Annotated in this window: 14 protein-coding genes; 11 read left to right on the plus strand and 3 right to left on the minus strand. The window is 54.0% G+C overall.

Annotation, left to right across the window (positions count from 1 at the left end):
* The first annotated feature begins 2 nt into the window (after positions 1 to 2).
* The 3 genes from Q3Y58_RS08075 to uxaC all read left to right on the plus strand — a co-directional run bounded on the left by Q3Y58_RS08075 (position 3) and on the right by uxaC (position 5,445).
* A complete protein-coding gene (locus Q3Y58_RS08075) occupies positions 3 to 2,402 on the plus strand; it encodes a glycoside hydrolase family 31 protein (protein ID WP_319621846.1) in 2,400 nt (799 codons plus the stop codon).
* A gap of 13 nt (positions 2,403 to 2,415) precedes the next feature.
* Complete coding sequence (locus Q3Y58_RS08080) at positions 2,416 to 3,894, plus strand: mannitol dehydrogenase family protein (protein WP_319621848.1); 1,479 nt, start codon at positions 2,416 to 2,418, stop codon at positions 3,892 to 3,894.
* A gap of 138 nt (positions 3,895 to 4,032) precedes the next feature.
* Positions 4,033 to 5,445: a glucuronate isomerase gene (gene uxaC, locus Q3Y58_RS08085; protein WP_319621849.1), complete on the plus strand. Its 1,413-nt coding sequence runs from the start codon at positions 4,033 to 4,035 to the stop codon at positions 5,443 to 5,445.
* Between the two features lie 56 nt (positions 5,446 to 5,501).
* Here uxaC and Q3Y58_RS08090 read toward each other — a convergent pair whose 3' ends face one another.
* Both Q3Y58_RS08090 and Q3Y58_RS08095 read right to left on the minus strand, forming a co-directional pair.
* Complete coding sequence (locus tag Q3Y58_RS08090) at positions 5,502 to 7,322, minus strand: AMP-dependent synthetase/ligase (protein WP_319621850.1); 1,821 nt, start codon at positions 7,320 to 7,322, stop codon at positions 5,502 to 5,504.
* A 111-nt stretch (positions 7,323 to 7,433) separates the two neighbouring features.
* On the minus strand, positions 7,434 to 8,462 hold the full coding sequence (locus Q3Y58_RS08095; RefSeq protein ID WP_319621851.1) for a hypothetical protein: 1,029 nt from the start codon (positions 8,460 to 8,462) through the stop codon (positions 7,434 to 7,436).
* Between the two features lie 216 nt (positions 8,463 to 8,678).
* Between Q3Y58_RS08095 and Q3Y58_RS08100 the strand changes: the two genes are divergently transcribed.
* From Q3Y58_RS08100 to Q3Y58_RS08125, 6 genes are all read left to right on the plus strand, one after another.
* Positions 8,679 to 9,854 (plus strand): GAK system CofD-like protein, encoded by a 1,176-nt coding sequence (locus Q3Y58_RS08100; protein WP_319621852.1) that lies wholly within the window; start codon positions 8,679 to 8,681, stop codon positions 9,852 to 9,854.
* Positions 9,855 to 10,338: 484 nt separating this feature from the next.
* Positions 10,339 to 11,739, plus strand: a complete 1,401-nt coding sequence (locus tag Q3Y58_RS08105) for a YfcC family protein (protein WP_274218931.1) — start codon at positions 10,339 to 10,341, stop codon at positions 11,737 to 11,739.
* A gap of 266 nt (positions 11,740 to 12,005) precedes the next feature.
* On the plus strand, positions 12,006 to 13,232 hold the full coding sequence (arcA, locus tag Q3Y58_RS08110; RefSeq protein ID WP_319621882.1) for an arginine deiminase: 1,227 nt from the start codon (positions 12,006 to 12,008) through the stop codon (positions 13,230 to 13,232).
* Positions 13,233 to 13,272: 40 nt separating this feature from the next.
* Positions 13,273 to 14,274 (plus strand): ornithine carbamoyltransferase, encoded by a 1,002-nt coding sequence (gene argF / locus Q3Y58_RS08115; RefSeq protein WP_274218930.1) that lies wholly within the window; start codon positions 13,273 to 13,275, stop codon positions 14,272 to 14,274.
* 2 nt (positions 14,275 to 14,276) lie between these two features.
* Complete coding sequence (gene arcC / locus Q3Y58_RS08120) at positions 14,277 to 15,206, plus strand: carbamate kinase (protein ID WP_319621853.1); 930 nt, start codon at positions 14,277 to 14,279, stop codon at positions 15,204 to 15,206.
* Positions 15,207 to 15,498: 292 nt separating this feature from the next.
* Positions 15,499 to 16,035: a GNAT family N-acetyltransferase gene (locus Q3Y58_RS08125; protein WP_319621854.1), complete on the plus strand. Its 537-nt coding sequence runs from the start codon at positions 15,499 to 15,501 to the stop codon at positions 16,033 to 16,035.
* On the opposite strand, the gene Q3Y58_RS08130 is transcribed toward Q3Y58_RS08125, so the two are convergent.
* On the minus strand, positions 16,032 to 16,490 hold the full coding sequence (locus tag Q3Y58_RS08130) for an Lrp/AsnC family transcriptional regulator (RefSeq protein WP_274218927.1): 459 nt from the start codon (positions 16,488 to 16,490) through the stop codon (positions 16,032 to 16,034). The genes Q3Y58_RS08125 and Q3Y58_RS08130 overlap by 4 nt on opposite strands.
* A gap of 145 nt (positions 16,491 to 16,635) precedes the next feature.
* Here Q3Y58_RS08130 and putA point away from each other — a divergent pair, with 145 nt between their 5' ends.
* Together putA and Q3Y58_RS08140 are read left to right on the plus strand one after the other, a co-directional pair.
* Entirely contained in the window at positions 16,636 to 20,277 is a 3,642-nt protein-coding gene (putA, locus tag Q3Y58_RS08135) for a bifunctional proline dehydrogenase/L-glutamate gamma-semialdehyde dehydrogenase PutA (RefSeq protein ID WP_461668047.1), read from the plus strand.
* A gap of 199 nt (positions 20,278 to 20,476) precedes the next feature.
* A complete protein-coding gene (locus tag Q3Y58_RS08140) occupies positions 20,477 to 21,931 on the plus strand; it encodes an NAD-dependent succinate-semialdehyde dehydrogenase (protein WP_319621856.1) in 1,455 nt (484 codons plus the stop codon).
* Positions 21,932 to 21,946: the final 15 nt, after the last annotated feature.

The raw sequence follows: 21,946 nt of genomic DNA on the forward strand, positions 1-21,946 counted from the left end.
AAATGAAAGCACTGAAGCACTGGTCTCCTCTCTCCACCGATGGCAACCGCGTCGACCTTGAAGTCGACGGCCGCCACCTGTTCTCCATCTTTGTTCTGGAAGACGACGTTGTCCGCGTCCTGCTTCAGAACAACAAGGAACTGCGTCAGGGCCGCACCTGGTCCATTCAGCCCCACGGGACAACCGTTCCGTGGGAGGGACGGTCACGGCTTTCAACTGAAGGCTTCTCGCTTCCGCAGTTCAAACAGGAAGTGAGCGACGACAAACTGGTCATCGAAACCGCCAAACTTCGCGTCACTGTGGTGACACCGCTCGCACTGATCTGGGATGCGAAGGACGAAAACGGCGAGTGGATCAACATCGCAGCGGACCGTCCAACGCATGCATACATGCTTGGCCTGCGCGATAACAAAAACTCCCACTTCCTGCGCCGGCACAAGAGTGACCGGTACTACGGACTGGGAGAAAAAGCAGGCAATCTGCAACGGAACGGTCGTCGCTATGAAATGCGCAACCTCGACGCCATGGGGTATGACGCTGAGACAACAGATCCGCTCTACAAGCACCTGCCCTTCACCATAACCAAGAGTGAAAGCGGCATCGCCTACGGTGTGTTCTACGACAATCTGGCCACATGCTGGTTCGATCTCGGCAACGAGCTAGACAACTACCATGTCGCTTACCGCGCCTACCGCTGTGAAGACGGGGATCTGGACTACTACTTCACCCTCGGTCCGACCATTAAAGAGGTCACAAAGGCGCAAGTGCGTCTGACCGGTAAGACAGCATTCCCACCGAAGTGGTCTTTGGGCTATTCCGGCTCGACCATGTCTTACACCGACGCTCCCAATGCGCAGGAGCAACTTGAAGGCTTTATCGATCTGGTCGAAGAGCACGCTATTCCATGCGACAGCTTCCAGCTCTCCTCCGGCTATACTTCCATCGGCAACCTGCGCTACGTCTTCAACTGGAACTACGACAAGATCCCTGATCCAAAGGGAATGACCGACAAGTTCCTCAAGGCGGGCATAAATCTGGCGGCCAATATCAAGCCATGCCTGCTGACCAGCCATCCAGCCTACGAGGATCTGGCCAAGCGGGGCCTGTTCATCAAGGACAGTGAAGCCGACCAGCCCGAAATCTCTCTCTATTGGGACTCTGACGGCTCGCATCTGGACTTCACCAAACAGGAAACCATTGATTGGTGGAAACAGAACGTCACCGATCAATTGTTGGCGCGTGGCATTGGATCCACCTGGAACGACAACAACGAGTATGAAATCTGGGACTTCAAGGCGCAATGCGATGGATTTGGCGAACCAATAGACGTTGGCCTTATTCGCCCGCTGTTCTCCTTGCTCATGATGCGTGCATCAGAAGAAGCTCAGTTGGAGTTTGCGCCAGCAGAACGTCCATACCTGATCTCAAGAAGCGGGTGCCCAGGCCTTCAGCGCCACGTTCAAACGTGGACCGGCGACAACCGCACCGCCTGGAACAATCTGAAGTACAACGTGAAAATGGGCCTCGGCCTGTCCATGTCAGGCATCTACAACATCGGCCATGATGTTGGTGGCTTTTCTGGCGACCGCCCGGATCCGGAACTGTTTGTGCGCTGGGTTCAGAACGGTGTCATGCATCCGCGCTTCACCATTCACTCCTGGAACGACGACCATACGGTGAACGAAGCTTGGATGTATCCGGAAGTCACGCCGATGATCCGTGCGGCCATGCAGCTACGTCAGCAACTCCTGCCCTACTTCTACACCCTGCTATGGCGCGCCCACGTAAATGATGAACCCATGATCCGACCTACTTTGATGGATCATGAAGACGACACCAACACCTTTGCGGAGAATGATGACTTCATGCTCGGCGACGACATTCTGGTGGCTTCTGTCGTCGAAGAAAGAGCGCGCACCCGTGAAGTTTACCTGCCAAACAATGGTACTGGTTGGTATGAGTTTGACACTGGTATCTACCACGCCGGTGGTCAAACCATAACAGTTGACGCCCCTCTTGAGCGTCTGCCACTGTTTGTCCGCGCAGGAACGGTAATTCCGCTGGCAAACGCATTTGCCAAGAACACAACAGAATGCCACGTGGAAGAGCTGGCCGTATTCCCGTTCCAGGGAACTGGCACACGCACCACAACCGTCTTTGAAGACGATGGCATCAGCCATCAATGGGAACAGGGAGAGCACTCCACTCTCGAAATACATTTGACCGGAAAATCATCCGGCAATGAGCTCGTCGTGAAACGGTCGGGCACCCTCGAGCCCGGCGAACGACAGATCACAGTCAGTGTTGCAGGACTTGGCACCAATGGATTGGATATTCCCCTGTCAATGAACGGGGAAACTTTGCCAAGCGCATCCATGGCTTTTGCCCTCAGCGAATTTTAAAGGTTGATCACCAATGGGAACAGAATTCAAAGCTCTCGATTTGAACACGCTACCAAGCAGTGTCGAACGGCCAGCCTATGACCGCTCCAAGCTGAAGGCACGCGTTGCACACATTGGCTTTGGCGCCTTTGCCCGGGCTCACATTGCAATGCACCTGCATGAAACACTCGTTGCCAGTGGCGACGACTGGGGCATGCGAGTGATTGAACTGTTCGGCACACCGGACTTGTTCAACATGCTGGACGAAAATCAACGCCTCTACACACTTGTTGAGACCAGCGACGAAGGCAAATCCACCCGCCTTCTTGGCGCTGTGTGCGAAACTCAGCACGTTGCGCGGGATGGCATTCAGGCCATCATCGATGGTCTCGCAGAAGAAGACCTCAAAGTGATCTCAATGACGATCACGGAGAAAGGCTACTGCGTCAAGAATGAGCATCTGGACACGGACAACCCGATGATCCAGCATGACCTTGAAAACCTCAGCACCCCGAAGACCGCAATCGGCCTTATCGTTGCAGCTCTCGCTAAACGGCGCGAACTGGGAATTGGGGCAGTCACCGTGATGTCCTGCGATAACCTGCCCCACAACGGGCATTTGACCAGCATTGCCGTTCAGGAATTTGCAGCCAAAGTGGATCCGGACCTCGCCACCTGGGTGAAGGAAAACGTCTCCTTCCCGTCCACAATGGTCGACCGCATCGTACCGGCGCTGACAGATGAGTCCTGCGATATCGTCCGCGCAGAGCTAGGCGGTCAGGCTGACCCGAACTGCATCGTTTGCGAACCGTTCCGCCAGTGGGTCATTGAAGACAACTTCAAGGTTGGCCGCCCGAAATGGGAGCTGGCCGGAGCGCAGCTTGTTGCCGATGTTGAGCCGTTTGAAGAAATGAAGCTGCGTACGCTGAATGGATCGCACTCCTTCTTGGCCTACCTTGGCTTCCTCGCTGGTAAGGAAACCATTGCCGATTGCGCGGCAGATCCTGTGTTCTATGCAGAAGCTCGCAAACTCATGGTTGATGAACAGCGCCCAACCCTGAACGTACCGGGTGATGTGGACCTTGTTGCGTATGCAGACATGCTCTTGAAGCGTTACTCCAACTCTCAACTGAAGCACCGCACCTGGCAGATTGCAGCAGACGGCACCCAGAAAATGCCTCAGCGCTGGTTGAACTCAGTCCGCTATCACCTTCAGCATGGAACAGATCATCGCCACCTGATCCTCGGCATCGGCGGCTGGATGAACTACATCAAAGGCAAGCGGGGTGAGGAAACCTTTGAGGTCGTGGACCCAATGAAAGATGTCCTCGCCGAGATCGTGTCAAAATATGGCGACGATCGCGAAGCGTATGTGAATGCCCTTCTGGCACTGGATGCAGTCTTCCCGGCTGATCTTGTGGCCAACGAGCAGTTCACTCAATCTGTCCACGCAGCCTATGCTGAAGTAGCTGACAAGGGCGCAGGTCAAGCCGTCGCCGACCTTGCCAACTAGACAGGTCCCAATCATCAGGACCTCTGCGACCGGCCACGATTTGCTACAGGCGACAGATCGGGCCGGTCAGCTTCCTTCATCACACATTCAAGATGCAGGCCGCCGCCGTATCTTAAGAAAATAGAAGGCCAGATCGTTATGCAGCCATTCCTAGGAAAAGACTTCCTGCTTGAAACAGAAGCGGCTCAGAAGCTTTATCATGAATATGCGGCAGACATGCCGATCGTTGACTACCATAACCACCTCGACCCGAAGGCGATTGCCGAGAACCAGCAGTTTGAAGATATTGGCAGCACCTGGCTTGCAGGGGATCACTACAAGTGGCGTGCCATGCGTTGGGCCGGTGTGAATGAGCGCTTCATCACAGGAACCGAAACAACGTTTCGCGACAAGTTCAATGCCTATGCTGAGGTGATGCCAAAGTTTATTGGCAACCCGCTTTATCACTGGTCCCATTTGGAAATGTACCGCTACTTCGGCCTCGAAGGCACGGTTCTGTCTTCAAAGACGGCTGACCATGTTTGGGAGGCTTGTAACGCCAAATTGGCCAAGCCGGAGTTCGGCGCGCGCGGCCTTCTGGAAATGCAGAAGGTAGTCATGCTCGGCACCACGGACGACCCGGCTGACGACCTGCGTTATCACAAGCAGATCGCCGAGGACGCCAACATTTCCATGAAGGTGCGTCCAACCTTCCGCCCAGACAACGCATTCAAGATCAACAAGCCAGCTTTCCCGGGTTATATCGAACGCCTCGGCGGTGTTGTAGGTTTCGAAATCTCTTCCTACGAGAAGCTTCTTGAAGCACTCAAGCTGCGTCTTGATCATTTCGATGCGCACGGCTGCCGCGCCGCAGACCATGGCCTCGATTGCATGTTGTTCTCGCCAGTTCCAGGTTCCGCCGAGTTGGAGCGTATTTTCAAGCTCGGCCTCGATGCTGAGAGCCTGAACCTTGACGACATCACCGCATTCCAGTCTGCCGTGCAGGTGTTCCTTGGCAAGGAATACGCCAGACGCGGTTGGGTAATGCAGATCCACGTGGGGGCAACTCGCAACAATCGCACCCGCCTGTTCAGGGCACTTGGTCCAGATGTAGGCGTTGATGGCATCGATGACCGCGAGCTGGCAAATCCACTGAACCAGTTCCTTGACACACTGGATCAGGAAGACCTGCTGCCACGCACCGTCCTGTACAGCCTAGACCCAACCAAGAACGAAGTTGTCGTTACGACCGCAGGCAATTTCCAGGATGGCTCTATCGGCGGCAAGGTACAGGCAGGCACAGGCTGGTGGCACAATGACCAGCTCGACGGCATGGAACGCCAGATGACACAGCTGGCACAGATGGGTCTTCTCTCCCAGTTCTTGGGCATGTTGACTGACAGCCGCTCGTTCCTGTCTTTCCCGCGCCACGAATACTTCCGTCGTCTACTCTGTAAGATGGTGGGAGAATGGATGGCAAAGGGCCATATTCCTGCTGATTTTGATCTGGCAGGCGGCATCATTCAGGACATTTGCTACCGCAACGCAGCTAAGTGGTTCCTCGAAGATTAAGACTTGGATGCATTGGTAATAAGAAGCCCCGCAGAAATTCTGCGGGGCTTTGTTTTTCAAGAAGCATAAATCTTGTCAACGAGTGCGCCATGCTTATCAAGCACACCAGCGCGCCTTACTTTCATGGTCGCAGTTAGCTCGCCAGCATTGATTGACAGGCCATCTCGAATAATCTGGAAACCTCTGATCTGTTCCGCACGGCCCACAGAAGCATTTACCCGCTCAATCCCTTGACTGAGCGTCTCATGCAACTCTGGGGAGTCCAGGACCTTGTCAGAGGCAATTCCACGCGCCTCTGCAAACTCTGCGAGCGCCTGAGGATCCAACGACAGGAGTGCGCCCAAATAGTTTCGGTTGTTGCCAACAACGACAGAATACTCAATCAACGAGATACCACCGAGGAGCCCTTCAAGCTTGGCCGGGGCAATGTTCTTGCCACCTGACGTAACAATGATGTCTTTCTTGCGCCCTGTGATGAACAGATAACCATCACTATCGATATACCCAATGTCGCCGGTTCTCAGCCACCCATCATCAAAGACCTCATCGGTCGCCTCAGGATCGTGGGAGTAGCCCGTAAAATTTGCACCGCCCCGGCAAAGGATTTCACCATCCTCGGCGATCTTCACTTCCATGCCTTCGATTGGCTTGCCGACAGAACCTATGCGCGTGTTTTCCGGAGAATTGAAGGTTGTCGCACCGCAGGTCTCCGACATTCCGTAGACCACACGCAACACGACGCCAAGTCCCAGAAAGAACCGCTGAACCTCAACAGGAAGTGGCGCACCGCCGCTGATAATGATGTGCTGCTGATCAAATCCGATGGTGCGCTGAACCTTGTCTATAACCAATGCCTTCGCAATCTTTGCCTTGAAATCAAGCAGAGGCCCGGTTGCACGTCCCTCAATGCGGCGCTCGTACCATTCTCTCATGGTGCTCAACGACCACAATGCCAGCCTCTTCTTGAACCCTTCGGCCTGATCCAGACGCTCCTGGATCTTGACCATCATCTTCTCATAGACACGCGGGACGCCAAAGAAGATGGAGGGTCTGACTTCTCTAAGGTCTTCTGGCACCTGAGGGATTGAGCGCGCAAAGTACACCCGATAACCGTGATCGCTGTGCTGGATGATCGTACCCACCTGCTCCGCAACATGGGCCAACGGCAAATAGCAGAGATAGCGATCTTCATTTGTCATGCGCTGGACTGAGGTCAGGCCGTTTGACTCCTCCCGCAAGGCTCGGTGGCTAAGTTGCACAGCCTTGGGTTTTCCAGTGGTGCCTGACGTATAAATCTGCAGCGCGATATCTTCGGGCTCAATACGAGCGAGACGCCGCTGACGCTCTTCTTCCAGCTCCCCTAACGGGGCGCCGAGCTCCATGAAGCTCTGCCAGTCGAGCTCCAAGTCGGAAGCTGGTGAACCGTTAAGGCGCACTATTCGGCGCAGGTGCGGAAAGTCCTGCAAATGCTCCTCAAGTTGCGCCAGCTGCGCCTCATCTTCCACCACCAGAACCCGGCCCTCGCTGTGGCGCAGGATGTAGCGCACTTCATCGAGGGAAGCTGTCCAGTAGATGCCCGTGGGCGCGGCGCCAATCATCATCGCCGCGAGATCTGTAATCGCCCATTCCGGCCGGTTATAGCTCAGGATGCAAACCGTATCTCCGGGCCTAACCCCACTGGCAATCAGGGCTCTCGCCGCCTGACATACTTCTTCAGCATAGCCGGTCCAGCTTGTGGGTTCCCACACTTGGGTGCCGCGAACATAGTACGCAGGATCGGAGCCCAATCTTTTAGCTGTGTTCAGGAATGCTACCGGAATGGAGACAAAGCCATCCGTGGCGCTTGTCGCTGCGCCGTTCGGACGTGAGATGCTCATACATACTCTTTCTTTATTGTTTTAAAATGCTGATATTCCAGCTCATTGCCCTTCAAATGGGGTCAGCAGATGGCAAAGCCCATAAGCACTAACAAGTAATTTTATTCATTCTTAAGCAGCTGATCCCAACAGAGCCAGACCGGCCTGCGTTACATCTGACGAGGAGCCGTCAATCCGCGCTTCATAGCAGGCAACATTTTGTAGCTGCTGCACATAGCTACGTACTTCAGGCCCTTCGCCGGGGCTTAAGAAGGTGCCATCGGTTTTTTGAAGAAATGGACTGCTTTCCACCATCAGTGAATTGATAAGGCCAGGCCGAGCCAACGGATTGATGCGGCGAAGCTCAATATCCTGCTCACCCCCGTCCGTTCTTGTCGACATGACCAAAGCCGTCAGCGGCACTTCACTGGTCGACGTGACCAAAAGCTCGTGGGCTTTATCTGCTGTCCGGTTCTTTTTCTTTGCCTTTTTGTGCTTGTTCTCGCCATCCATCGAAGGCGTGATGCAGCAGGAATCCGCCGCCTGCGCAAGCGCCCGCAGACCTGGTTTCCCTGTAAGCAACATGCTGTGCTCTGTCATCAGCTGGGCGCGTGGATCTGCGAGCATGGCCTTGATCAGATTGTTTGCCCCAGACCAGTCCGGGCCAGCAATTGCCAAGGCTCGATCTCCAATCCGAATACAGGTCGCATCGCAAATAACGCCGCCGTCGAGCAAAAAGGCGTTTGCGAACTGCTGGCACACAAACTTCTCAATGTCATCCAGATGCGCCGAACAAGCACCACGGACAACACAAGACTTGCGGTTTTGCAGAAAGAAAAGGCCGCTGGAGCCGTCCAAGATCACTCGCGTCTTCCTGAAATCGCGAAAACGCAGGCTCTCCTGTTGCGTCTGATCCCATCGCCGAAGGGAGAACGGCAGTTCAGGCGCCTCGCCTTCAAAGATGACAATCTCCTGAAGCTCGTCAAGCGACGTGATTGAAGGATCAATCAGATTACGCAGCCGAACCTTTAGCTCATCAAGAACGGACTGGTTGTTTGATAGAAGCTTGAAAGACTTGCCCGATCGGCTGACGATCAACACCTCCTCAAGGAGTTGCTTGTTTTCAACCATGAGCTTACGGATATCGCGCAGTTTCATCATTGCGCTTCCACCTTTTTTCAATCTATCTCGAGATTAAATCGAGATTGAACTGCGTAAGTCGCCCCTATAGCAAGCTATCATCGAGATTCCTAGCAGGCTATCGAAGAGCGTTGCAAAATGGAGTTTCGCCGAGCGCTACCTGCCACATCAGAAATTGCTAGAGCGCTGTAATAGAGCTAAAACGGCACCAAGCCACCATCTAAGCCTAGGAAATACATGCAGATTACCCGCCAGCTGACGATCCCGGATCCAGTCCGCATCAGCCGCTACCAGCGCCTTCCCGAGCTAGGCCCAAACCTGCTGTTCTTCAGCGGAGGCACTGCTCTGAATGGTATTTCCCGTGTTTTAAAGCACTTTACCCACAACAGTGCACACCTGATCACGCCGTTTGACAGCGGAGGCAGCTCGGCCACACTGCGTCAAGCCTTTGACATGCCGGCGATTGGTGATGTGCGCAGCCGCCTCATGGCATTGGCAGATGAAAGCTTGCTGGGACATCCTGAAGTCTATCAGCTGTTCTCACACCGCTTTCCGAAAACCGCCACGCAGAACACCTTACGCCATGAGTTGGCTGGACTGGTCGGCGGAAGTCATCCGCTCATCACCGCCATTCCCATGCCCATGCGCGGCCTCATTCAAAACCAACTGCAATACTTTGCAGTCGCTATGCCAGCAGATTTCGACCTGCATGGCGCAAGCATCGGAAACCTGATCCTTGCAGGCGGGTACTTGAACAACAACCGTGAGCTTGATCCCATTCTTTTCCTTTTCTCCAAGCTCGTGAATACGTTAGGCCACGTCACGGTTACCACAAATGAGAAACTTCATCTGGCAGCCCGCCTTTCCGACCACTCGGTCGTCGTAGGACAGCACGCGATGACTGGTAAAGAGGTAGAGCCCCTTACCAGCCGCATTGAGGAGATTTTTCTCACGACCTCGCTTGAAAGCACCGATCCAGTCGACGTGCCGTTCCCACTGCGACGGCAAGCTCTGGTCCGTCAAGCTGATCTCATCTGCTACCCACCCGGCAGCTTTTACAGCTCCCTCATGGCGAACCTCTTACCGAAAGGTGTCGGGCGCACCATAGCGGAAAACGGCAACCCAAAGGTCTACATCCCGAGCCTTGGAACCGACCCGGAGCTAAACGGGATCTCCGCCAATGAAGCTCTCTTGCGCCTGATCGATCAGTTAAAACGTGACGCGGGCGCTGATACGCCGACAAAGCAACTTCTGAACTTCGTATTGGCAGACGAAAGCTTTGCAGCGAACTTTGACTTGGACTTGATGGAGAAGCACGAACTGAAACTTATCAGCGCACCGTTGACCTCTCAGTCGAACGCATCCAAGTACGATCCGCAAAAACTCGTAGATTTCCTTCTCTCTCTGACATAACGATACGGCAATCTACATATAATCTTTAGTTGCACAAAACTTGACCAACCAAAGGCGGAGCATAACAATCGGCGACTCAACTGACTGAATCGGAAAGCTTCAATTGCCAAACTGACCTATCCCTTTTCTCAAAACAACCTATCCCATTGCCATACCCACTTTCACTTAGGCGCTGACATTTGTGAAAAAAGCCCATAAAAATTATTAGCTTCCGCCCTCTAATCAATTCGACATTTCTTAAATGACTAATTTTTGGTCACTTCAGCGCCGAAAGACACTTTAGTTTCCAATCCCTTGAGATATCACAGAATCCACTCGTAGCTACGCGCAACCGACGCAGTATTTTCATCCATTGTGAACGGATAGCTTCGATTTCTCGCCCAACGGAACTTCCAAGAAAACAAACGCCTTGACGGTAATCCGAGGACTAAGCTTACGTATTCGTAAGAATGTACTTGTCCACGGCAAGATGAATTGGAAAACCATGTCCAGGCTTAAATTTCCCACCGCATTCACGATTTTGTTCGGGCTAATCATTGCCGTCGCAGTCGCCACGTGGGTTGTTCCCGCGGGGCAGTATGACCGAGTGATGAACGACGCATTAGGCAAGGAAGTACCGGTCCCCGGGACTTACCAAACAGTTGAGTCTAACCCGCAGGGTATTGTTGATGTATTCATGGCACCCATTGCAGGTTTGTATGACCCAGTTTCCTACAGCGCTAACGCAATTGACGTTGCGGTTTTCGTACTGGTTATTGGCGGATTCCTTATGGTTGTCACCAGAACCGGAGCCATTGATGCAGGTATTGCTCGCGTGATGTCCGCCCTCAAGGGCCGCGAAAACTTGATGATACCAATTTTGATGGCATTCTTCGCTGCAGGTGGCACCATCTACGGAATGGCCGAGGAGAGCCTTGCTTTCTACGCCCTAATCATCCCTGTTATGATCCGGGCGGGCTATGACTCAGTGACAGGCGTTGCAGTAATCATGCTTGGTGCCGGCATCGGAACCTTAGGCTCTACTATCAATCCATTTGCCACTGTAATCGCTTCCAATGCGGCAGGTGTACCGTTTACGGATGGTATCGTATTGCGCTTCATCATCTTGGCTGCTGGCTGGGCAATGTGTGTAGCCTGGGTCATGCGCTACGCTGCCAAGGTGAAAGCAAACCCCGATGCATCCGTAGTAGCGGATCTGCGCGAAGAACATCGCCAGCACTTCCTGCAAAACTCCAACATTGACGAAATTCCGGAATTCACCCGCACCCACGCAATCATCATGACTGTGTTTGCGCTTGTTTTTGCTGCCCTGATTTACGGCGTGGCAGCGCTAGGCTGGTGGATGGGCGAGATGTCCGCTCTGTTTCTGGCAGCCTCCATTCTGGTGGGCATTATTGCTCGCATGGGAGAAGCGGAGTTCGTCGACAATTTCATTGATGGTGCCCGGGATCTCCTTGGCGTCGCATTGATTATCGGTGTGGCCCGCGGAATCGTGGTGATCATGGACGCAGGTTCCATCACAGACACGATCCTGTTCTGGTCTGAGCAGGCTGTCAGCGGCCTCAGCCAAATCGCATTCATCAATGTAATGTTCTGGCTAGAGTTGGTGCTGTCTTTCTTCGTGCCCTCCTCTTCAGGTCTCGCTGTGTTGTCCATGCCCATCATGGCACCTTTGGCCAGCTTCTCAGATGTGTCAGCCTCCCTCGTGGTCACGGCGTTCCAGTCTGCGAGCGGCCTGCTCAACCTGATCAACCCTACCTTTGCAGTCGTGATGGGTGGTCTGGCCATTGGCCGTGTCCCCTACGACAAGTGGCTGCGGTTTGCCATCCCACTCGTCCTCTTGCTCTTCGTCATGATCAGCATTGCTCTAAGTGTAAGCGTGTAGGACGGCACCGCCCCAAGAAACCAAAAGCAACAAGGGTATGGCCTATGAAACTCTCCGGAATAAGAACCATTTTAGACCGAAGCATCAATGACTGGACCGTACCACACGAACAACTTCCTCTGACCCACTGTGCGGTCAGAGGAGCCACCACCGGGCAGATGTGGCCTGAAACCTGGACGCAGATCCATGGCAGCTATCAACTGGCCAGTTCCCCAGTGCAATCCACGTCAACGCCAGCAACCCCTTCAAGCTATGGAGTGTAAATGATGTCCAAGTTCGGCGTACATTCAGAGGTCGGTAAGCTTCGAGAAGTAATGGTCTGTCGCCCGGGCCTTGCCCACATGCGCCTGACACCCGGCAACTGCCACGAGCTTCTGTTCGATGACGTGCTCTGGGTCAGAGAGGCCCAAAAGCACCACTACGATTTTCGCCTTCGCATGGAAGAGCGCGGCGTCAATGTCCTCGAAATGCATACATTGCTTGAGGAAACCCTCAATGACCACGATGCCCGCAGGTGGATACTGGACCGCAGGATCACGCCCACCCGCGTTGGAGCAGGCATGGCCGAAGACCTGCACAGCTGGTTGATGGAACAACCCTCCAAGTTTCTGGCGGAACACTTGATCGGCGGCATCACAAGGGGAGAGCTGGGCTTCGAACCAAAGGGCGTTTTTGGCCGCTCACTAGAGCCCCAGGACTTCGTTATTCCGCCATTACCAAACACCTTGTTTACCCGTGACACCTCCTGCTGGATTTACAACGGCGTCACAGTAAATCCCATGTACTGGCCCGCCCGGCGCAATGAAACCCTCCTCACAACGGCGATCTATCGCTTCCATTCTCATTTCAAGGGCAAGGTGAACATCTGGTGGGGCAATCCGGACCAAGATTTCCACGAGAGCACCGTGGAAGGCGGCGACGTGATGCCAATCGGGAACGGCGTGGTCCTGATCGGCATGGGAGAACGCACCACACCACAAGCGGTGGGCCAAGTCGCACGGTCTTTGTTCGACAACAAGGCAGCAGAGCGTGTGATCGCCTGTCAGATGCCGAAGAGCCGCGCTGCCATGCACCTCGACACGGTCTTCACTCTGATCGACCGGGATAAAGCCACCGCCTATCAGTCTGTCTGTGATGAAATCAAATGCTACTCAATTCGACCAGAAGGCAAGAATGGCTATGTCGATTATCGCCAAGAGAAGGGCCATCTGTTTGATGTTGTTGGAGATGCACTAGGAATTAAGAAACTAACTGTGGTCACGACAGGTGGTAACGCGTACGATCAAGAACGAGAACAATGGGATGACGGCAACAATGTTGTGTGTATCGAGCCGGGCGTTGTTGTTGGTTACCGACGCAACACCCACACAAATTCGAAGCTTCAGCGGGCCGGTGTCGAAGTTATCGGCATTGAAGGCTCTGAACTTGGCCGCGGCCGCGGGGGCGGGCACTGCATGACCTGCCCAATCATTCGCGACCCTATCAGCATGTAGTCATCAGAAAGATTAATCGAGTAATACGGAGAGCAAAAGCATGGCTTTCAACCTCAAAGGCCGGAGCTACCTTAAAATCAAGGACTTCACACAGCGCGAAATGCTGTACCTCCTCGATCTGGCCCGAGACCTCAAGCGCGCCAAATACACGGGCAATGAAGTGCAGCGCATGAAGGGCAAGAATATCTGTCTGATCTTCGAAAAGACTTCCACCCGAACCCGCTGCGCGTTTGAAGTTGCCGCACACGATCAGGGGGCCAATGTTACCTATCTTGATCCATCAGGATCTCAGATCGGTCACAAGGAGTCCATGAAGGACACCGCTCGAGTTCTGGGGCGTATGTATGACGCCATTCAATTCCGTGGCAAGTCTCAAACAGCAGTTGAAGAGCTGGCAGAGTTTGCTGGTGTGCCGGTCTATAATGGTTTGACCGATGAGTGGCACCCAACCCAGATGTTGGCTGACTTCTTGACCATGATGGAGCACACCGAGAAGCCCAGGAGTGAAATCTCCTACGCCTATCTTGGCGACGCCCGCAACAACATGGGGCACTCCCTGCTTATGCTGGGTGCGTTGATGGGCTGCGATGTCCGGATCGTGGCTCCCAAAGAGCTGCAACCAGATCCATCCATCGTGGAGTTTGCTCGTCAGACCGCTGAAAAATACGGCTCCCGTGTGATGGTCACTGATGACGTAAAAACTGGCACGGAAGGCGTGGATTTCATCCACACTGACGTGTGGCTTTCCATGGGAGAGTCTGCCGAGATATGGGAAAGCCGCATCAGGCTGCTGAGAGACTACCAAGTCAACAAGGCAGTCATAGAAGGCACAGGCAATCCGTACACAAAGTTCATGCATTGCCTACCTGCGTTCCACAACCGCGAAACCAAGGTTGGTGAGGAGATTTTCCAGAAGTTCGGCCTTCCGGCAATGGAAGTCACCGAGGAAGTTTTCGAGTCTGATCGCAATATCGCTTTCGAACAAGCCGAAAACCGCATGCACACCATCAAGGCCGTTATGGTCGCCACGATTGGAAGCTAAAAATGCGTATTGTCATAGCGCTTGGCGGAAATGCATTGCTTCGCAGAGGCGAAGCAATGACCGCCGAAAACCAGAGAAAAAACGCGCGTATCGCAGCTGAGGCACTTGCTCCATTGAACAACGGCCATGAACTGGTCGTCACCCATGGCAACGGTCCTCAGGTAGGCCTCTTGGCCCTGCAAGGCGCTGCCTACAAGGATGTCGAGACTTACCCTCTCGACGTCTTGGGTGCCGAAACGGTGGGGATGATTGGCTACATGATCGAACAGGAGCTTGGCAACGTGCTTCCTTTCGAAAAGCCGTTTGCCACCATCCTGACTCAGGTTGAGGTTGATCCCAAAGATCCTGCCTTTCAGGACCCAACGAAGTACATTGGGCCGATCTATTCCAAAGAAGAAGCCGACAAACTGGCCGCTGAAAAAGGCTGGGCTCTTAAACAAGATGGTGATAGCTGGCGCCGTGTCGTCCCCTCTCCACTGCCAAAACGAATTTTCGAGCTGCGCCCGATTAAATGGATGTTGGAACGGGGCGTGCTGGTGATTGCAGCGGGCGGCGGCGGCATTCCGACCATGTACGATGAAAACAACAAGCTCATTGGCGTGGAGTGCGTCATCGACAAGGATCGAGCTTCCGGTCTGCTTGCCAAGGAGATTGATGCCGATGCCTTTGTCATGGCGACAGATGCAGACGCTGTCTACCTCGACTGGGGAACGCCCGAACAGCGCGCCATAAAGTCTGCAACTCCGGAAGAACTAGACAAGTATGGATTTGCTGCGGGGTCGATGGGACCCAAGGTAGAAGCCGCCCAGACTTTTGTTCGCCTCACTGGGAAAAAAGCCGTCATCTGTACGTTGAACCAAGTGGCGCAAGCCATCGCGGGAGAGGCAGGAACCACCGTGGCCAACGATGCTGGCCCCATGAAGTTCCACTGATAGATTTGAGGTCCCGACCTCTTCGCGAGGTTGGGGCCTTCCAAATCAAGTCTCCCCAAAACAGCTCGGACCTCCGATGAAGCTACTCCCGGCATCACCGGAACCTCTTCATCTTTGGCTCAAGCGTATCGAGGGCTATCGAGAATTTTGACACAAGCTATACTGGCAAATATGAAGCGCACCGTCAGAGACCTGAAGCATTGGTCTGCTTGTGCATGAACTACAACCTCACGTCTATCGCTTACCTCATGGAATGGTAGACAAAGCCGCGCGTCGGTATGGGAGATAAGAGATGGATGGTTTGCTCTGGATTCCGATGAGCGAGGGCGCAGTTGATAAGCTGGCACCCATCATGCAGCACGCCTACCCACACCTTCCGGATGAGACGGTCGCCTTTCATGAGAAACGGGCTCTATATCCCAACGGATGCTTCGTTCTCGTTCGCGAGCAAGAGCCAGACGTCGTTCTGGGATACGTGATTGCGCATCCATGGCGTCTCAACGACATTCCGCCGCTCAATGAAACTTTCGGCAAGCTGCCCGGCGGAAGTGATGTGCTGTATCTCCACGACGTTGCGCTTCTTGCGCAGGTGCAAGGCGTTGGTGCCGCGCACGCCATTCTTCATAAGCTCGACAGCCTCGCCGCAGAAGAAGGCTTCAAGCAGATCGCCATTACGGCAATCCCCCAAGCGATCTCCTACTGGCAGAAAAAAGGCTTCGAAGAGGTACATGTCCCTCAGTTGGAAGAAAAGCTTCTGAAGTACGGCATGGGCTCCAAATACATGCTTCATACAGTAAATGGAGAGGCACCTGCGGAAGAAGCCGACTAGATAACCGTGGCACGCTCCTTCACAGGCTCCATACAAACGAAAGTCGACGTTTGCGCGACGTGTGGCATCGCGGAGATCTTCTCACCAAGCACTTGCCGATAACTTGCAATATCCTTGGTGCGGACCTTGAGCAGATAGTCGAAGCTGCTGGCGATCATATGGCATTGTTCGATTTCCTTGATACCACGCGCCGCTCGATTAAATGCTTCAAGCGACTGCGAGCGCGTATCGCTTAGCTTGACCTGCACAAACGCGATGTGGCCCGCCGACACCTTGCTCGGATCAATCTCTGCACGATAGCCCAGAATATACCCCTTTTCTTCAAGTCGCTTCATCCGCAACTGGCAAGGGGTCTTGGACAACCCGACCCGCTTTGCCAGCTCCGTAACGGTGATACGCCCGTCATCTTGAAGCACCGTAAGGATTTTCCGATCAAAGCTATCCAATTCGCCCAAAACACTCTCCCAGACTCACCGAAAGACCTAGTGATAGCACGTAATCTGGTCTAATTTCTTCTAATCATACAAATTCGAGGAGATACGACCAAGAGCCTTTTGATAGTATGCAAGCAAATACAAAGTCGATCATGAATTGGAGAGTATGATGGTCGCAACAATGCAGAAGCAAAACATCCGCACCGCCATTCGAAACGCTTATCTGGCAGATGAAGAAACCTGCGTGAGGGCGCTCGCAGCCTCCATCAAGCTGGATGAGACAGAGCGTCAAGCCATATCGCTGGAAGCAACAAGGCTCGTGCGCGAATTGCGGAGTACCACCTCACCAACCATGATGGAGAGCTTCCTCGGTCAGTATGGCCTGTCCACACAGGAAGGTATCGCGCTCATGTGTCTTGCAGAAGCATTGTTGCGTGTGCCAGACACAGACACCATTGATGAGCTGATCGCAGATAAAATCACACCCAGCAAATGGGGTGAACATCTGGGGCGCTCGACCTCGTCTCTCGTAAACGCCTCAACATGGGCCTTGCTGCTTACAGGCAAGGTGCTGTCTTCAGACAATCAAGGCATAGCTGGCGCGCTCCATGGCATGGTAAAGCGGCTCGGCGAACCGGTTGTACGAAAAGCCGTTTCGCAGGCGATGAAAGAACTTGGTCGCCAGTTTGTTCTTGGCCGTTCAATTGAAGAAGCCCGCAAAAACGCCCGAACCTATGAAGACAAGGGCTTCACTTATTCCTATGACATGCTAGGTGAAGCAGCTCTGACTGAAGAGGATGCAAAGCGCTATCACAAGGCCTACGCCGACGCCATTGGAGAGATCGCAAAGGCTTGCACCTCCTCAGAAATCCGCGAAAACCCCGGCATTTCAGTCAAGCTCTCAGCCCTTCATCCGCGATATGAGTTTGCCAAGAAAACGCGCGTTCTGCAGGAGCTAGTGCCCCGAACTTTGTCGCTTGCCAAACTCGCGCGCGATGCGGGTATGGGCTTTAACATCGATGCAGAAGAAGCAGATCGGTTGGACCTATCCCTTGATGTAATTGAGCAAGTGCTATCAGATCCAGCACTTGAAGGCTGGGATGGCTTCGGCGTCGTGGTGCAGGCCTTCGGACAACGCTGCGGTCTCGTGATCGATTGGCTCTACGAGCTCGCTACAAAACATGACCGTAAGATCATGGTGCGACTGGTGAAAGGAGCCTATTGGGATTCGGAGATCAAGCGCGCGCAAACGATGGGTCTTGAGGGCTTCCCGGTCTTCACTCGCAAGAACAACACCGACATATCCTACGCTGCTTGCGCACAAAAGCTGCTCGCAATGACGGATCGGATTTACCCGCAGTTTGCAACCCACAACGCCCATAGCGTGGCCACCATTTTGGAAATGTCCAAGGCCTTGCCAAAGTCGTCCTTCGAGTTTCAACGGCTACATGGAATGGGTGAGGCGCTCCACGACATTACCATGCAGGCGCACGACACCCGCTGCCGCATCTATGCTCCCGTCGGTGCGCACAAAGACCTGCTGGCATATCTGGTTCGCCGCCTCCTGGAGAACGGTGCAAACTCGTCCTTCGTCAATCAGATCCGCAATGAGGCCATCTCGCCAGAAACCATTGCAGAGGACCCGATTGAGCACTTCGAAACCACCAGTTTGCCTATATACAATGATCGCATCGCCACTGCTCCGCGCCTTTTTGGCCCGCACCGCAAGAACTCACGTGGTTGGGACCTCAGTGATCCTTTGGCAATGGATGAATACCTCATTGAACTTAATGACTTCAAAGACAAACGATGGACCTGTGAGCCCCTTATCGCTGCGCCAGTAGAAGGAACCAGCCCCAAGGACATTCTGAACCCCGCCGACCTCACAGATGTGGTGGGCACCGTTCGCAACGCTTCAGCCAACGATATCTCCAAGGCTCTCACAGCCGCAGAAGCCGGAGCGCAAGAGTGGGCTGCCTTGCCCGTTGCCAAGCGTGCAGAATTGCTCAACAAAACCGCAAACCTCTATGAAGAACATGCCTATGAAATCTTTGCCGTTCTGACCCGTGAAGCAGGCAAGAGCTACATGGACGCAATCAACGAATTGCGAGAAGCAGTAGATTTTGCCCGCTACTACGCCCAGGAAGCACTGCGCCTTGAGGAAGAGCGAGGCAAGATCGCGGCTCGTGGGATCATCTCCTGCATCTCTCCATGGAACTTCCCGCTTGCGATTTTCTCAGGGCAAGTTTTCGCGGCTCTTGCCGCCGGTAATGCGGTCCTAGCAAAACCGGCAGCACCCACACCTCTGATTGCCGCAGTGGGTGTACGCCTCATGCATGAGGCAGGCATTCCGAAGGCAGCCGTTCAGCTGCTCCCGGGTGGTGGCTCCGATGTTGGAGCCGCACTCACAAAGGACCCACGCATCTCGGGTGTTTCCTTCACTGGCTCCACGGCAACGGCGCAAACCATCAACAAAGCCATGGCGCAAAACCTGTCTCCAGCCGCACCACTGATTGCTGAAACCGGCGGCCTTAATGCGATGATCGTCGATTCAACCGCACTTCCTGAACAAGCCATCCGAGACATCATCACCTCAAGCTTCCAGAGCGCTGGCCAACGTTGTTCCGCACTGCGCATGCTTTATGTTCAAGAGGATGTCGCAGACCGCTTCCTCACCATGCTGTTCGGTGCTATGGATGAACTGGAACTTGGAAACCCTTGGTCTTTGAGTGTTGACGTTGGGCCTGTCATAGACGTTCCGTCGCAGAATAAAATTGAAGCGCACTGCGCCAAGTGGGCCGAGAAAGGCCGCGTTCTGAAGACCCTGAAGAAACCTGAGGGCGGATACTTTGTCTCCCCAACGGTTATCAAGCTTACAGGCATTGAAGAGCTGGAAGAAGAAATCTTCGGCCCGGTTCTGCATGTGGCTACCTTCAAGGCCGATCAGGTCGATAAAGTCATCAACGACATCAACGGAAAGGGCTTCGGCCTCACCTTCGGCCTTCACACCAGAATTGATAGCCGCGTTCAGCACATTGTGGACCGGGTAAAAACAGGCAACATTTATGTGAACCGCAACCAGATTGGTGCCATTGTGGGCTCTCAGCCCTTCGGTGGCGAAGGCCTGTCGGGAACCGGTCCTAAAGCTGGCGGACCACACTATGTGGCACGCCTCGTTGAGCCAAAACTTGCAGCAATCCGGCTTAGAGAGGAGTTACCGATTGTTGGCAGCGCCTCTCTGCAACAAATGCTGAATGAGATTGGTCAAAGAACCTGGACCGATCCGGACCGCTTCAACAAACTTGCGGCTGCATTTCCTGCACATCGTGAGCTGATTGATGAAGCCGAAATGACCCAAGTCTTCATCATGCCGGGGCCAACGGGTGAAACCAACAAACTCTCCAGCGCGCCGCGTGGCACTATCCTGTGTCTGGGCCCTGATCGAGAAGCCTTGGAAGAACAGGCCATCTGCGCCCTCGCGTCAGGCAATGCGGTCGTATTGGTAGGTGAGTTGGCATCAGAGCTTTCAGCAGAGCTAACAAGACTTGGTGCGCCCTCGGCTGCACTCGATGGCCACCTCTCTGCGGCATCGCTTAGCAAAGTGGAGCACGTTCACGCTGTAGCCAGCTTCGCAGAGCTTGCTGAACTCAAGGAGATGCGCAATGCCCTTGCCGAGCGCGACGGTGCCCTGCTCCCGCTGATCTGTGAGCGCGGTCAACCCGAACGCTACGCCCTTGAGAGGCACTTGTGCGTTGATACCACAGCGGCAGGAGGCAACGCTTCACTACTCGCTGCGGCTGAAAGCTAATTCACGCCCCCGTTTTCTGGAAATGGCGCCTAACGAGGTGCCATTTCTTTATGGCCACACTTTCACTTGAAGCTCCACCCTACCAAGTATGAGTGGTATCCCTTAGCTCTTCTGCTAGGCTGCGAAACCAACACAAGGTGCAATCCTAGGACACACTGCGCCTCGACAGAAACCACCTCATCTTCTCTAGGGACAAGAAATGGCTGATTATTCAAGGTTCATGCGACAGGCCAACCTCATTGGCGGCGAATGGGTAAGTGCCGACGATGGCGCTACAATCGCAGTAGAAAATCCAGCAACCGGCGAAGTGATTGGTCATGTCCCCAAGTGTGGTGCCGCAGAGACGTATCGCGCCATTGCAGCTGCCCAGCGCGCGTTTGAGAGCTACCGCGAAACCACAGCCAATGAACGTTCAGTCATGCTGCGCCATCTGCATGATGCGCTGATGGATCATCAGCAATCCCTTGCAGAGCTATTGACGACAGAACAAGGCAAACCTCTCGCAGAGGCGAAGGGCGAGATCGCCATCGGCGCCGCCTATGTCCTTTGGTACGCAGAAGAGATCCGCCGAACCTATGGCGAGATTGTTCCCTCTCCTGTCCAAGATCGCCGTCTGCTGGTAACAAAGCACCCAACAGGTGTGGTGGGGGCCATCACTCCCTGGAACTTCCCAAGCTCCATGCTCGCGCGCAAGCTTGGTCCAACACTGGCCGCGGGCTGCACGGTGGTGGTCAAGCCGGCCACAGTAACCCCATACTCTGCGCTTGCATGGGGTGTTTTGGCGGAAGATGCTGGCTTCCCCGCTGGTGCAGTCAACATTCTCACCGGCTCGGCTCGCGAGATTGGTGGCGAGATCATGTCCAACCCACTGGTGAAAAAGGTCACCTTCACCGGCTCTACGGAGGTGGGAAAGACCCTTATTCGTCAGTCCGCTGACACGGTGAAGAAGATTTCCATGGAGCTGGGAGGCAACGCACCATTCATTGTCTTTGATGATGCGGATGTAGATCGGGCAGTTGAAGGGGCGATTGCGTCCAAGTTCCGCAATTCAGGCCAAACCTGTGTTTGCACCAACCGCTTCTATGTTCAAGAAGGCATTTATGACGCCTTCCTTGCCAAACTGAAGGCGGCAACGGAGGCATTAAAGGTTGGCAACGGGCTTGAAGACGGCACACAACAAGGCCCGCTCATAGACACAGCTGCCATTTCCAAGATGGAAGACCTGATGAAAGATGCCGAGGCAAAAGGTGGCAGAGTGGTAACGGGTGGCAAGCGCCATGCTCTTGGAGGCCAGTTCTATGCGCCTACCATCATTGCGGAGGCGAACGACATCATGCAACTCACCAGGGAAGAAATCTTCGGCCCGATTGCACCGATTTTCAAATTCAACACGGAAGAAGAGGTTATCGCTAGAGCTAATGACACAGAGTTCGGACTTGCAGCCTACGCCTATACTCAGGATCTTGGCCGCGCCTTCCGTCTTAATGAAAAGCTTGAGTACGGTCTGATCGGGATCAACGAGGGGATCATCACCACGGTTGAAGCGCCATTCGGCGGTCTGAAAGAAAGCGGCCTTGGCAAAGAGGGCGGACATCAGGGAATTGATGACTATCTGGACACCAAATATACCGCCATCGGTGGCTTGAACCTCTAACAGAAACAGGGGCGC

The sequence above is a fragment of the Nesiotobacter zosterae genome, assembly GCF_033843645.1.
Taxonomy (GTDB): Bacteria; Pseudomonadota; Alphaproteobacteria; order Rhizobiales; family Stappiaceae; genus Pseudovibrio; species Pseudovibrio zosterae.